13 protein-coding genes are annotated in these 14,268 nt (G+C 34.1%); 3 read left to right on the top strand and 10 right to left on the bottom strand.

The window, feature by feature from the left end:
* Positions 1-180: 180 nt before the first annotated feature.
* Positions 181-2,844, bottom strand: coding sequence for a TonB-dependent receptor (locus tag AABD74_RS04360; RefSeq protein WP_406844786.1), 2,664 nt, complete (start codon positions 2,842-2,844; stop codon positions 181-183).
* 189 nt (positions 2,845-3,033) lie between these two features.
* Between AABD74_RS04360 and AABD74_RS04355 the strand changes: the two genes are divergently transcribed.
* A complete protein-coding gene (locus AABD74_RS04355; RefSeq protein WP_406844785.1) occupies positions 3,034-3,921 on the top strand; it encodes an S-adenosyl-l-methionine hydroxide adenosyltransferase family protein in 888 nt (295 codons plus the stop codon).
* Positions 3,922-4,050: 129 nt separating this feature from the next.
* On the opposite strand, the gene AABD74_RS04350 is transcribed toward AABD74_RS04355, so the two are convergent.
* Positions 4,051-4,581 carry a DUF6646 family protein gene (locus tag AABD74_RS04350; RefSeq protein WP_232679946.1) on the bottom strand — a complete coding sequence of 177 codons (531 nt, stop codon included), beginning with the start codon at positions 4,579-4,581 and terminating at the stop codon, positions 4,051-4,053.
* Between the two features lie 48 nt (positions 4,582-4,629).
* Positions 4,630-5,364, bottom strand: coding sequence for a metallophosphoesterase family protein (locus tag AABD74_RS04345; RefSeq protein WP_406844784.1), 735 nt, complete (start codon positions 5,362-5,364; stop codon positions 4,630-4,632).
* 139 nt (positions 5,365-5,503) lie between these two features.
* Between AABD74_RS04345 and dinB the strand changes: the two genes are divergently transcribed.
* On the top strand, positions 5,504-6,586 hold the full coding sequence (gene dinB, locus AABD74_RS04340; RefSeq protein WP_406844783.1) for a DNA polymerase IV: 1,083 nt from the start codon (positions 5,504-5,506) through the stop codon (positions 6,584-6,586).
* 95 nt (positions 6,587-6,681) lie between these two features.
* Positions 6,682-7,182, top strand: a complete 501-nt coding sequence (locus AABD74_RS04335) for a PAS domain-containing protein (RefSeq protein WP_232679953.1) — start codon at positions 6,682-6,684, stop codon at positions 7,180-7,182.
* 126 nt (positions 7,183-7,308) lie between these two features.
* Here the strand turns inward: AABD74_RS04335 and AABD74_RS04330 are convergent, their stop codons facing one another.
* From AABD74_RS04330 to AABD74_RS04300, 7 genes are all read right to left on the bottom strand, one after another.
* Positions 7,309-8,913, bottom strand: coding sequence for a fumarate hydratase (locus AABD74_RS04330; RefSeq protein WP_232679955.1), 1,605 nt, complete (start codon positions 8,911-8,913; stop codon positions 7,309-7,311).
* Positions 8,914-9,190: 277 nt separating this feature from the next.
* A complete protein-coding gene (gene tnpA, locus AABD74_RS04325) occupies positions 9,191-9,652 on the bottom strand; it encodes an IS200/IS605 family transposase (protein ID WP_406844782.1) in 462 nt (153 codons plus the stop codon).
* Between the two features lie 217 nt (positions 9,653-9,869).
* The gene (locus AABD74_RS04320) at positions 9,870-10,613 is read right to left on the bottom strand and encodes a hypothetical protein (protein WP_406844781.1); all 744 of its coding nucleotides are present in this window, start codon (positions 10,611-10,613) and stop codon (positions 9,870-9,872) included.
* Between the two features lie 3 nt (positions 10,614-10,616).
* Complete coding sequence (locus AABD74_RS04315; protein ID WP_232679961.1) at positions 10,617-10,793, bottom strand: hypothetical protein; 177 nt, start codon at positions 10,791-10,793, stop codon at positions 10,617-10,619.
* Between the two features lie 3 nt (positions 10,794-10,796).
* Entirely contained in the window at positions 10,797-12,236 is a 1,440-nt protein-coding gene (locus AABD74_RS04310; protein WP_073485906.1) for a nucleoside recognition domain-containing protein, read from the bottom strand.
* Positions 12,237-12,346: 110 nt separating this feature from the next.
* Positions 12,347-13,420, bottom strand: coding sequence for a winged helix DNA-binding domain-containing protein (locus AABD74_RS04305; protein WP_406844780.1), 1,074 nt, complete (start codon positions 13,418-13,420; stop codon positions 12,347-12,349).
* Positions 13,421-13,511: 91 nt separating this feature from the next.
* Positions 13,512-14,225 carry a 3'-5' exonuclease gene (locus AABD74_RS04300; RefSeq protein WP_406844779.1) on the bottom strand — a complete coding sequence of 238 codons (714 nt, stop codon included), beginning with the start codon at positions 14,223-14,225 and terminating at the stop codon, positions 13,512-13,514.
* Positions 14,226-14,268: the final 43 nt, after the last annotated feature.

Below are 14,268 nucleotides of genomic sequence, written 5' to 3'. Positions count from 1 at the left end.
AAAGTAAGCAAAGTAAAAAGGGCTTTAGCCAAACGGTTATGTTTGGCTAAAGCCCTTTTGTGTATAAATCTTATACTTCCTCCAGCTAAAGCAGGAGGCAATTAATAAACTTTGCGATTAAGCTTTGCGAGATTCTTTCATACAGAAATAAAAACCTTAGCGCTTTTTGCGGTTAAACACCTACAAACTAAAACTCATTCTTCCGAAATAATAAGCCCCCGTAGTTCCCATTTGAACCGGTGCATATTTAAACACTCCAAAATAACTGTTCTCGTAGATTTGTTTATCCGGGAAAACATCAAATAAATTGTTCGCACCCAAAGAAATCTGAACTTTTGGAGTTATTTTGTATGCAAGAGTCAAGTCTGTAACCACTTTCCCGTTGTGTTTCTGGATTCCTCCAAAAGGGAAGCCGTCACGAATAACTTCTCCAAAATAAGTATTTCTCAATAAAAAGTTCCATTTGTCGATATTGTAATTTACAGCAAAAGTCCCCTTGTGTTTAGGAGTATTCGATTCGATCAAACTTCTTTCCTGCGGCCCGTAATACACATCTTCCTGACCATTAAATATCGACGGAATATTGTTTAATTGATTATCAACCTGATTGTTGTTGTAATTGTATAATAATGAAAGATTCAATTTACCACGTCCCGCATTTAAATCATAATCAATAACCACATCAAGACCGTTTGTAGTAGTATTAATTGCATTTGTAAAGAAACGCCCCGTTTGCGCACCATATTGAGCAAACAAATCACGAAGTTCAGGAACTGGGTCTCCGTAAGCATCATTTCCTAAATTTCCGGTCAAAATAATTCTGTTATCAATTTTAATGTGGTAATAATCAGCCGTAATATGCAATTGTTTTGTTGGAGAAAAAACAACCCCAAAACTATAATTTCTTGAAGTCTCTTCTTTCAATTTCGGAATTCCAAGCTGTTTCGCTACATCGCTGTCATTTCTAAAAATACCCGAATTCAAAAGTTCCCCGTCAACAACATCCGTTGCAATATTATTAAAATATTGCTGATGTAAAGAAGGCGCTCTAAAACCAGAACTAATAGCGCCACGAACAAAAAGATTTTCCAGAATTTTATATCTCAGCGATAATTTTCCATTAATCGTATTTCCAAAATCAGTATAATCTTCATAACGCCCAGCAATTCCAACTAAAAATTTATCTGTAATATCTGCTTCAACATCAGCATAAACACCCACACTGTTTCTATCTTCGTTCACTTCATTCAAAGGAGAAAATCCGGGAAAGGATTGTGCGCCGCCGTCGATATAAGAAGCCTCTTCACCAGGAACAATTTTGTATTTCTCAAAACGATATTCAGCACCAAAAGCAACATTCAATCCGTTGAAAACATCTTTATACAATCTCGAAATATCGGCATTTACAGTATTTTGAAGAAAAGAATGATTTCCCGCTTTAAATTCTGTCGGGCTTGCATCGCCTAAAGAAAAATTGTTTGTGTTTGATACCTCATAAACAAATTTATTTTCACCGATAGTATTGCTCAAGTCCAGTTTCCATTCGCCAAATTTAAATTTGAAACCAAAAGAAGAAGAAAGATCTGTAACAACAGAGTTTAATTCAGGCTGAAAACCAAAAGGGAAAATTGAAGCCACAACACTTTCTGTTTCACTTGGTAAACGTCTAAACCCGTAACCCGTTCCTTTTCTGTGGCTCACACCTCCGGAAGCATAAAACTCAATTTGATCGTTTAATGGAATCGAAGCATTAAAGAAACCTTGTAAATTTTGGATTTTAGCATCACCAATCTGGAAATTGAAATCATCACGTTTTAAACCATTTTGAGCTAATAAATTATCATCAAACTGACGAGATGCTGCAGGATCGTTTGCAAAATCATAAGAAGTTGTACCAGGGCCATTGCCTATAGAAGTTTGATCAAAAATAATCAAAGTGTTATTTTGAGAACGATTTGTTTTCTGACGGTCATTAAATTCACCAGTAAAGTTTATAAAACCACCTTTATTACCAATTTTTGTTCCGTAATTCAGGTTTAAATTGGTAGTTTGTCCGTCATCTCTCGATGTTGAACCATAAGTAGCATTTGCTTCTAAACCCGCATTATCTTTTAAAACCAAATTTATAACACCTGCAATAGCATCAGAACCATATTGCGCTGCCGCTCCATCACGCAAAACTTCAATTCGTTTAATTGCCGAAGCAGGAATTGCACTTAAATCTGTACCTACAGAACCATTTCCAACCGTATTTTGATAGTTTACCAATGAAGTTGTGTGTCTTCTTTTCCCATTAATTAAAACCAAAACCTGATCTGGGCCTAAACCTCTTAAAGAAGCCGGATCAATATGTTCTGTTCCATCTGCAGAAGATTGTCTGTTTGAATTAAAAGACGGAATCAAATAAGTTAAAATATCATTTGTTGTAGTCTGAGGTGTTGTGTTTCTGATTTTCGCCAGATTTACAACATCAACAGGAACTGCAGTTTCCAGTTTGCTTTTCTTTGGGTTTCTGCTTCCAACAACCACAATTTCATCTAAACTATTATTTTCTAAAACCAGCTGAATGTCTACAAAATGATCTTTTGCCACAATTTCTCTGGTTTGATAGCCAAATAGCGATATAATAAGTGTTGGGTTATTTGTTGAAGATTTAATTTTAAATTTCCCCAGCGCATCGCTCGTAGTACTTATTTGAGAACCTTTTACAAGAATTGTTGCAAATTCTAACGGAATTCCTGTTTCGGTTGTAATGGTTCCGTTAATTTCTTGATTTTGGGCAAAAAATAAACTACTCGACAAAGTAAGAACGAGAGTTATGATCAGTTTTAGTTTTTTTCTCATAATAAAATGGTTTTATAATAAAAGGAATGCAAAAATAAATTACCTACTATTTATATAGGATAAAGAATAAAATGCAAATGTAATTGTAAAAAACTAAAATCAATTTATATAATCTTGTTTTTTATAAGTTAGTCATATCATTTTTTGATTTTAATGAAATATCTTTGCGTAAATTTAAAAAGAGAAAAAATGAAATTAAAAGTATTACTTTTTTTGCTTGCTATAACATTTAATGGCTTTTCGCAAAATAATGTATTGGTTTTTCAATCAGATTTTGGTTTGAAAGATGGAGCAGTTTCTGCTATGAAAGGTGTTGCAATGGGTGTTTCGACTGATTTGAAAATATTTGACTTAACACATGAAATCCCGGCTTTTAATATTTGGGAAGCAGCATATCGTTTGTCGCAGACAGCGCAGTATTACCCAGCAGGAACTGTTTTTGTATCAGTTTGTGATCCGGGAGTTGGTACCGCAAGACACTCTGTAGTTTTATTGACAAAATCCGGGCATTATTTTGTAACTCCGGATAACGGAACTTTGACTCTAATTGCAGAACAATTAGGAATTCAGGAAGTTCGTGAAATTGATGAGGTAAAAAACCGCCGTCAAAACTCAAATGAATCATATACTTTTCACGGACGTGATGTATATGCTTTTACCGGAGCACGTTTAGCATCAAAAACGATTACTTTTGAAGAAGTTGGACCAAAATTACCAAGTGAAGTAGTTAAAATTGATTACCAAAAACCAGTATTTGAAAACGGCGTTATAAAAGGCGGAATTCCAATTCTGGATATTCAATACGGAAATGTTTGGACAAATATTGACAAAAAGACTTTTGCTAATCTTGGTTTGAAAGTAGGAGATTTTGTTAAAATCCAGATTTTCAACGGAACTAAAAAAGCTTACGAAGGAAAACTAAAATTAGTAAATACTTTTGGAGAAGTTCCGGCAGGAACAGACGTTACGTATTTTAACAGCCTTTTAAATTTTTCACTAGCTGTAAATCAAGGCAGTTTCTCGGTAAAGCATAAAATTTACAGCGGAGCAGACTGGAGTATTTTATTAAGTAAATAAGTTTAAGTCATCTTAATATAAAAAAGAAAAAACCGCCCAATTGAGCGGTTTTTTTATAAAACTTTGCGAATCTGCATCTTAGCGAGATTAAAACGACAAACTTAGCGTAAATCTTTGTGGTTAAAAAAACTAGTTCAAATTGAAAGAAGCTCCTAAACTAAAAGTAACCTGATTGTTTAAATGATCAAATACATCATTCTCGTTACTATATTTTGCAATTGGAAAGCCAAGTTCTGTAAACACACCAAATCCGTCAGTAAAGAAGTAACGTCCGCCAATGTGTCCTCCAAAGTTGCGTAAACCTAAACTTAAACCAGGATAAACATCTAACTGCTCAACCCCAATAACACTGCTTAAATTAGCATTAATTCTTGCTTTTGCATCAAAACGATCCTGAAATTCTGGCTTGTGATCAGTGTAGTAAGTTGGGCCTCCGTGGTAGAAACCATTGTAATTATCTACTCCAAGTAAATAACTGGAAACAAATCCAAAAGAGAAATTTTCTCCTAAACCAAAATCAATAGATCCCTGAATTCCTGAACCTCCATCTTGTAGATTAGCACCTACGTTTACTCTCATATCGCCTTTGCCGGTAAAAGCTTTCTGCGCATGAATAAATCCGAACGATACCAAAAACAATAATGTGATAACTTTTTTCATAAACTTAAATATTAATTATTTTGCTGTGCAAATTTAATTTTTTATATCTCAATTCCTACCTTTTTCGTTAGAATACAATTCATTTAATGGTTCGCTTTGCCAGAATTTTTTTGTATCTACATCCATGATAGTTAAAGGGCCTTTAAAAGCTGCTCCTGTATCAACATTCCATACACAGGCTTTGTTTATAGGTACCGTTTCTCCAATTCTGGTAACAGGAGTATGGCCAATATAAATTTCTTTATAAATCGTAAAACGTTTTGGATAATATAAATCATCCGGTTTTAAATTTGGATCTAAAGCTAATGCAGATTCCCAAAGTGTTCTGTCCCAATAAAATAATTTTGGAAAGTATTCCCAGACAACACCATTTAAATTGGTAAATCCTGCGTGAACAAAAAGGCGGTTTTCATCATCGAGATAATAATCTTTCAGTGATTCAAAAAAGGCGATATGTTCTTTTTTTCTTTCCGGAGAAATTTTAGAATATCCTTCAACAGTGGCTTTTCCGCCATGTTTATACCACATTTCTTCATCTAAATCTTCATGTCTGTTTTCCAGCCAGTCTAAAGCCAGCTGATCATGATTTCCTCTAATGCAAATACAGTTTTGTTTGGTTTTAAGGTCGATTAAAAAATCAATAACTTCTGCCGACTGGCTCCAGCCGTCAACATAATCGCCTAAAAATATAAGAGTATCTCGTGTAGTAACTTCGGCTCTTTTCAACACTTGTTCAAGTGCGAGTAATCCTCCATGTATGTCGCCTATAACAAATGTTCGCATTTTTTAAAATTTCGAGTAAACTACAAAAATAAATAAAATGATTTGTTTGGGGTCATTTAGTTGTTAATCTTTAAAAATTGATACTATTTATAACTATTGGCAGCGTTCTTTTTATTGCTTTACTGTTTAAATTTGCATAATGTCAGATGTGCCAACATATCGAAAAATTATCCATATTGATATGGATGCTTTTTATGCTTCGGTAGAGCAGATGGATAATCCTGCTCTACGCGGGAAACCTGTTGCTGTTGGAGGTTCAGAAAATAGAGGAGTAGTTTCAGCAGCAAGTTACGAAGCCAGGAAATTTGGTGTACGCAGTGCCATAAGCGGTGTTTTGGCGAAAAAATATTGTCCTGAAATTATCTTTGTGCGACCTAGATTTGACCGATATAAAGAGATTTCTTCTAAAATCCATAAAATTTTTCACGAATACACAGATTTAGTTGAGCCACTTTCGCTTGATGAAGCTTATCTAGATGTAACCCAAAATAAAAAAGGAAATCCAAGTGCCAGTTTATTAGCGAAGGAAATCAGACTCCGGATTTTAAATGAAGTTGGATTGACAGCTTCGGCAGGAATATCTGTAAATAAGTTTGTGGCCAAAATTGCCAGTGATGTCAATAAACCAAACGGACAAAAAACGGTAAATCCAGACGAAATTGTACCTTTTCTGGAAGAATTGCCAATTCGAAAGTTCTATGGAGTTGGAAAAGTTACTACTGAAAAAATGTACCAGCTCGGAATTTTTACCGGACTGGACCTTAAAGGTAAATCGCTGGAATTTCTGGAAAAACATTTCGGGAAATCCGGAGCTTTTTATTATAAAGTAGTCCGCGGAATTCATAACAGCGAAGTAAAGTCATATCGAATTACTAAATCTGTAGCTGCAGAACATACTTTTGATGTTAATTTATCTTCAGAAATCTTCATGCTTGAACAGTTGGAAAGAATTGCTGTTTCATTAGAAAAACGACTAAAAAAACACAATATTTCGGGTAAAACGGTTACGCTTAAAATTAAATACAGCGACTTTACCCAGCAGACAAGAAGTAAAACACTGCCTTATTTTATTTCAGATAAAAGTTTGATTATGGAGATTGTAGAAGAACTGCTGTATCAGGAAAAAATGAAAGATTCTGTTCGATTGCTTGGAATTTCGCTCAACAACCTGAATAACGAAGAAAAAAAGGCCGTTGTGGTACAATTAAAGTTTGCATTTTAATTTTAGTAAAAATTTACTAAATGAGGTTTTCCCGTAATTTATTTTGTAACTTTAGTTGTAAGTTTGAGAGAAAGGATTTCTAAAATTCATTTAATATGAAAAAGAATAGCTCTGAAGAATCAACAAACCGGACTTGGGTGCCTATTTTGGCCTTAGATCTTCATTATGAGTATTTAAATGAATTGAAGGCCTTTTTTGCCGATATGAAAAAGGTAAATAAAATCTCAAGTCAATTTACCTGGAACGATAAAAACCTTAAAATCGAGGAACGAATTAAAGACGAAGTAGTTCTTATTACCGATTTAGATTTAAAAATCGTCTTTGCATCAAACAGAATCAAGAGAATGACAGGATATTATGAGGAAGAAGTTTTAGGCAGAACACCTAAAATGTTTCAGGGTCCGGCGACTTGTAAAACTGTTTTGAAAGAAATTCAAGAAGCAATAAAATTGAAAGAACCTTTTAAGAAAACAATCCAAAACTATAAAAAAGACGGCAGAACTTATAAATGCAGTGTCGATGCAACTCCAATTTATAATTTGAAAGGAGAGATATCGCATTTTATAGCTTTTGAAAAAGAAGATAAAAGCGCTTAGTTTTTTAATGCCACAAAGGCACTAAGACACAAAGAAATTTTTAAGTAAGACATAAATAAAAACCGCCTCATTGGGCGGTTTTTATTTTAAGAAATCTTACTGTCTTAGTGCCTTTGTGGCAAAAACTTATAAATTTTCAAAGAAATCATTTCCTTTATCATCAGTAATAATAAAAGCAGGGAAATCTTTTACGGTGATTTTACGAACGGCTTCCATTCCTAACTCTTCAAAATCAACAACTTCAACTTTTAGTATATTATCTTGCGCTAAAATAGCCGCTGGACCTCCAATAGAGCCTAAATAGAATCCGCCATATTTGCTGCAGGCATCTGTAACTTGTTTAGTACGGTTTCCTTTGGCAAGCATAATCATACTTCCGCCATGTTTTTGGAATTCATCTACATAAACGTCCATACGTCCGGCAGTTGTTGGTCCAAAACTTCCTGAAGCCATTCCTTCCGGAGTTTTTGCCGGCCCTGCATAATATACCGGATGGTTTTTAAAGTATTCCGGCATTGGTTTTCCGGCATCTAATAATTCTTTAATTTTTGCGTGTGCAATGTCACGGGCAACAATTACAGTTCCGTTTAGCTTTAAACGTGTTTTAATAGGATATTGAGATAGTTTAGCCAAAATATCTGCCATTGGCTGATCTAAATCAATTTCAACCGGAGCTTCTAAATGCGGAGCTGTTTCTGGTAAAAATTGTTTTGGATTTACTTCTAACTGCTCAACAAAGATTCCGTCTTTTGTAATTTTCCCTTTGATATTTCTGTCGGCAGAACAAGAAACTCCTAATCCAACCGGACATGAAGCAGCGTGACGCGGTAAACGAATTACACGAACATCATGTGTGAAATATTTTCCTCCAAACTGAGCTCCAATTTCACTTTCCTGACAGATTTTTTGAACACGTGCTTCCCATTCTAAATCACGAAATGCCTGACCCGCCATATTTCCAGAAGTAGGTAAGTGGTCATAATACCCTGCAGATGCTTTTTTAACAGCACTTAAGTTTGCTTCCGCAGAAGTTCCCCCAATAACCAAAGCCAAGTGATAAGGAGGACAAGCCGAAGTTCCTAAATCTTTAATTTTTGCTCTTACAAAAGCATCCATAGACTTATCGTTTAATAACGATTTGGTCTGTTGATACAAGTAAGTTTTATTTGCAGAACCACCACCTTTTGCCATAAAAAGAAAATCATAAGAAGTTCCTTTTTTAGCATAAATATCAATTTGCGCCGGAAGGTTCGATCCTGAATTTTTTTCTTCAAACATCGAAATTGGCACAATTTGAGAATAACGTAAATTACGTTTTTGGTACGTATTGAAAATTCCTTTACTTAACCATTCAGCATCATCAACACCCGTAAAGATACTTTCACCTTTTTTTGCCATTACAATTGCTGTTCCCGTATCCTGACAGCTTGGTAATTGACCTTCGGCAGCAACCGAAGCATTTTGAAGTAAATTGTAAGCTACAAAACGATCATTGTCTGTTGCTTCAGGATCATCAAGAATGTTTCTTAGTTTTTGCAAATGTGTCGTTCTAAGCATGAACGAAACATCGGTTAAGGCTTCTTCAGCCAGTAATTCTAGACCTTTTGGATCAACGGTTAAAATCTCGCGTTCTCCAAATTGTTCCACTTTTACAAAATCAGAAGTAATTTTGCGGTACTGCGTATCATCCTTTAAAATTGGGTAAGGATCTTGGTATATAAAATCAATCATTTCTTTGTTTTTTTACAAAGTTAGAAATTATTTACCTAAGAAAGAATTTGAATAAGGGGCTTGTACGTGCTTATTATGTTTAAACTGGATTGAAGTCCAGCCCTACAATATGGTTCGAGCCGTTGGCTCTTTTTTTTCCAGTTCTGGAAGAACTGTCTATTTTGTAGAGTCGCACTTCGGTTCATTTCTATAACTCTACATAAAAGTTCCGAAGGAACGATTCATATTGTAGGGCTGGACTTCAGTCCAGTTTAGATTGATGTGGTATGGTTTAGAATTATATTAAATTTTCAAAAATGCATCTTTCATCAAATTTAGCATCATGTTTATTTAAAAATGAGGAATATTCATCTTTGAAAGTTTGTTTTTTATGATGTTCTTCTTGATTGGCAATATATTTATAAACAGCATCAATGTGAGATTTACTATATGAAAATACACCATAACCTTCCTGCCATTCAAATTTGTATTTTGTCAGTTTATTATCATTGATGTATTTTGAAGATTTGCCTTTTACAACTTTCATCAAATCCGAAACAGAAACAGTTGGTTTAAGAGCTAGAAGACAATGAACATGATCTTCAGTTCCATTTACTATTATAGTTTTGCAGCCAGTTTCATTTATTAGATTTCCTATTACGCTTAATATTTTAGATTTGCAATCATTTGTAATTAGTGCTTCTCTATACTTAACTGCAAAAACGGCTTGGATATAAACTTGATGAAAGGTGTTTGACATTTTATATTATTAACGGTTGTAATTTTTGTAAAAATATAAATTTTCTTACAAAAAAATCAAACCTTTCATTTATATATTTGAACTGGACTGAAGTCCAGCCCTACAAAATGAATCGTTCCTGCGGAACTTTATATCCATTATCTTGTTTGCACAACTAAAAAAAGCCAACGGCTCGATCAATATTGTAGAGCTGGACTTCAGTCCAGTTTTTGTGTGTTTAATCTTGCCGGTGAAACTCGTTAAAAGTCATTTTCTTTTCAAAATAAGGTTTGTCTTTTGCCGACAGTAATTTCTTTTTCCAATGATTTCCTTTTAGTGAAAATGAAGTCGAGTCAGAATAAGTTACAATTCCCGAATCTTCAGAATCGTCGTCTGTTGGACCATAAGAAACAATTTTGCAGTAAAAATTCTCAGGATCTTTTCCCGAAACATCCCCCATAAATTCTGTCCAGGTTCCCCAGCCGCTGTCTGACATGGATTGCCATTGATGTACAAGCTGTAAATTACCTTTTTTGAAATAATAGAGATAGTTTTCGTACGTATATCCACAAGCCGGATATCCGAAATCAATTTTTATAAAAGAAGAATTTTTATCTGAAGTATATGTCAATCCGTTAGATCCGTTCCATTCAGAACCTTTTTCGTAATTTCTAATACTAACTTTTGAAGATGCTGTTTTGTTTTTATTCCGATAAAAGTCAAGTCTGAATTTTGAAGTAATAACGCTGTCTTTGTCTGCTTTTTGATCGATAAGATTGGCTAAGATATGAGTCACTTCTGCATCTTTTTCGTTTGAAAGAAGAATTGTGTCTGTTTTTAGGGAGCGTTCTTCGGCTTCTTTTGTATCTGAAACAGCTATTTCTGGAATTTGCGTATGATTTAAATCAGCTGTTTGAGCTGTCTTTTGTTCTTTTTGACAGCTTGTAAAAACTAATAGAATGAAAAGATATTTCAATTTCATTAATTATATTTTTGATTTGTTAGATGAATATAAAAAGAAGAAAATAAAAGCGATTATTACAAATCCAATTATCTCATTGTCTTCTTTTGCAACTTCACTCATTGGCTTTTTTCCTCCATAATAAATCCATTTAAGACCATTTCCAATAAGCAAACAGATTAATTTTGATACATGCCACATAATTTAAAAAAACCAAGTTGCCACAAAAATTGCCGTAATCACGCAAATAAGATCCACTAAAAGCATGGTGCCTAACGCATAACGGGTATTTTTGATATTAACCGAACCAAAATAAACTGCGATTACATAAAAAGTACTTTCGGCGCTGCATTGAAAAATACTGCTTAATCTTGCCGTTAGAGAATCGGCTCCAAAAGTGTTCATCGAGTCAATTAAGAATCCACGGGAACCAGCAGAACTAAAAGGACGAAGCATTGCAACAGGCAACGCATTCGTGATTTCTTTACTTACTCCCATATTTGAGAAAACAAAAGCAATTCCATCGCTGATAATTTCAAATAAACCGCTGTTTCTGAATAAAGAAATAGCAACCAGCATTCCCAAAACATAAGGAAAAATAGTTACCCCAGTTTTAACACCATTATTTGCACCAACAACAAAAGTGTCAAAAACAGTTGTATTTGCTTCGCTGAATTTCTTTTCGTTTTTAAATGAAAATATCAAAGTAAAAGCAATAATGGCAATTAAAATTAATCCCGAAAGGTTAGAAGTAAAATAGTTTTTTCCAATTAAGTCCAAATGATTAACATACATCAACAAACCAACAATGGCGGCGATTAATCCCATTAAGACGATAAGAAGAGAAGCGCTTTTGAAATTGATTTTTTGTTTAATCCCCACGATTAAAAATGCAGCAATAGTTCCGATGAAAGAAGTAATGATACAAGGCAGCATAACATCGGCAGGATTACTTGCATTTGCAGCCGCGCGATATCCAATAATCGAAGTAGCAATTAAAGTTAAACCTGAAGCGTGAAGACACATAAACATGATTTGCGCATCGCTCGCTTTGTCTTTATCGGGATTTATTTCCTGTAAACTTTCCATGGCTTTCAATCCAAATGGTGTTGCAGCCGAATCTAATCCGAGGAAATTAGCTGCAAAGTTTAAAGTCATGTAAGATATTGAAGGGTGATTTTTAGGAATACTTGGAAACACTTTTACAAATACCGGACTCAATAGTTTAGCCAGATTTCCAGAAGCTCCAGAAACGATTAAAAGTTCCATTAATCCGCAAAAGAAAGCTAAATAAGCAATAAGTGGCAGAATTAAATCAACTAAAGTGCTTTTACAAGTTGGCAGTAAACCATCAGATTTTTGAAGACCGCTGTAAATTTTTACAGTTTTGCTTTTGTAAACATAAGTCGTGTCGGCATTAAGCGTATCACGATTGATAATCATGGTTTGATCCGGCGCTTTTTTTATACTGTCTTTAATGAAAGCCGGAAGTTCATGAATGTATTTTTCAGAAACTAAAACAGGATCATCTTTCTTTCCATTTAAAACAGAATCAATCGTATAAGTATTGGCAGTAAATAAACTGACTACAATAAAAACAATCGAAGAAATAAAAATAACTAACCAAAATCTACTTAATACCATAATGCTATTTTTTTGTAAATGTAATTATTTAGGCAGAATATGCACAAAGATTTTATTCCACAAAGGAGAAGTATTTCTAAGAAAGTGCAGACTTTTAGTGAAATTTTAAATTATTCGATAACAACTTTAGTTTCTAAGTAGTTTTCAAAAGCTTTAATTCCTTCAAACAGAATTTGTTTTTTAGAATCTTCGGTTTCATTAAAAAACTCCGTTTCGATTTTGGCGTAGTCTTTTTTAATAGTTCGTTTCCATATTCCAATCACTTTTCCATTTTCAAGAATTATCGGTTTAAAGATGCCATTATTGGTAAAAACTCTATTTTGATGTTCAGATAAAAAAGAAGCTTCTCTGGTTTTATAAGAAATCAAAATTTCATCAAAAGCGGGAAGAAAGTGAATGCTTTCCTTGAAGTTAACCTTTTCAATATTTTGATTTACAAAGTAATAATTTTGATTTTCAATTTCAATAAACTCTAATTGCAACTTAATTGCATCAATGGTTTTTTGACAAATAGTAGGCGGAAAACCAGACCACCACGAAAAATCAAGCAAAGTTGCCGGACCGTGACTTTCAAAATAGCGTTTGGCTAGTTTTGCCAAACCTTCTTCTTTTGTTAATTGCGTTTTAGGTTTTTTAACTCGTTCTTCAAGTAATGCGTATGTGATTTTTTTACCCTTCATTCTGCCGTTACAAACCAAACCATCTTGTTCAGCATGCATCATAATCGCAGCACTTAGAAAATCTTCTTTTGAAGTTTTTTTAATGTCAAGCTCCTGCATAATTTCATCTCGGGTCAAATGATTATTTCCAGACAATAGTTTTTCGATGGAATTATTAGCCTGATCTAGTTTTTTAGCATCAAAACCAAATTTTTTAGCCCCGGATATAGTCATTTTTTTTACTTGAGGTCCCGCAATATCGAGCATCCAGTAAATATCATCAGCAGAAACAAAATGCCAGGTTGGCCGTAAAATATGAGTTCTTATTATTTGTGCCGAGTTTACAGCTTCTTCAATTTCTTTTTCAGTAGAATCACAACGGGAGCCAACAGCCCATTTTGCCATTGCATAATCCTGAGCCTGCATCGCACCAAAATGGTGTACGATTTGCTGCGGAGAACATTTGTCTGTTTTATACAGCTTTTGCGAAACAAGACGATGATGTGAAATTTCCTGATGTGTCATCTTTAATATTTTATTAAACCATATAAGTTATATAAGTTCATTTAAATAAAACTTTGTCCCTCTGAACCTTTGCACCTTTGTTTCTCAAAAATCAGACATGAATTATTTCATCATCAATCAATAAATCTTCACGACGTAATCGAAGGAAAATCTGCGCTACGGCGATTGTATCTTTTTCACAATACGTTATAATTCGGTCTATGTCTTTTTCGACATAATAAACGTGTGCGACCTGACTTCCGTCAATATCGCCTTTTGGCGATGGAACTCCCAGAATTTTTGTCAATAGTTTTAGTGACGTAAAATGCTTATAATCGCCAAACTTCCATAATTCTAAAGTATCAAGATGTGCAATTTCCCAAGGTTTTTTGCCAAATAAATTCAGCTTATCTGGAATTGCGATTTGATTGATAATCATTCGGCGGGCGATAAACGGAATATCAAATTCTTTTGCGTTATGTCCGCATAAAAGATGCTGCGGCTGATTGAAATGATTGTTCAGCAGATTATTAAAGTCTTTCAGGATCTTTTTTTCTTCTCCAAAAAATGATGTTACCCTAAAATTTCGAACGTCACCTTTGATTGTAAAATACCCAACCGAAATGCAAATTATCTTTCCAAATTCTGCCCAAATTCCGGCACGTTCGTAAAATTCTTCCGGCGTATAATCGTCTTTTCGCTGATACTGCGTTTTTAAATCCCAAAGAGACTTCATTTCTTCGTCAAGAGAATTGAAGTTTTCTTCCTCCGGAACGGTTTCTATATCAAGAAAGAGAATGTTATTAAGGTTTATTTTTTCAATCATATTTTTTTGCCACGAATTTCACGAATTTTCACTAATTCTTTGT

The organism is Flavobacterium soyae, from assembly GCF_045348165.1.
Lineage (GTDB): Bacteria > Bacteroidota > Bacteroidia > Flavobacteriales > Flavobacteriaceae > Flavobacterium > Flavobacterium soyae.
The sequence above is the reverse complement of the archived record's forward strand: the minus strand, read 5'-3'. Positions and strand labels throughout refer to the sequence as shown.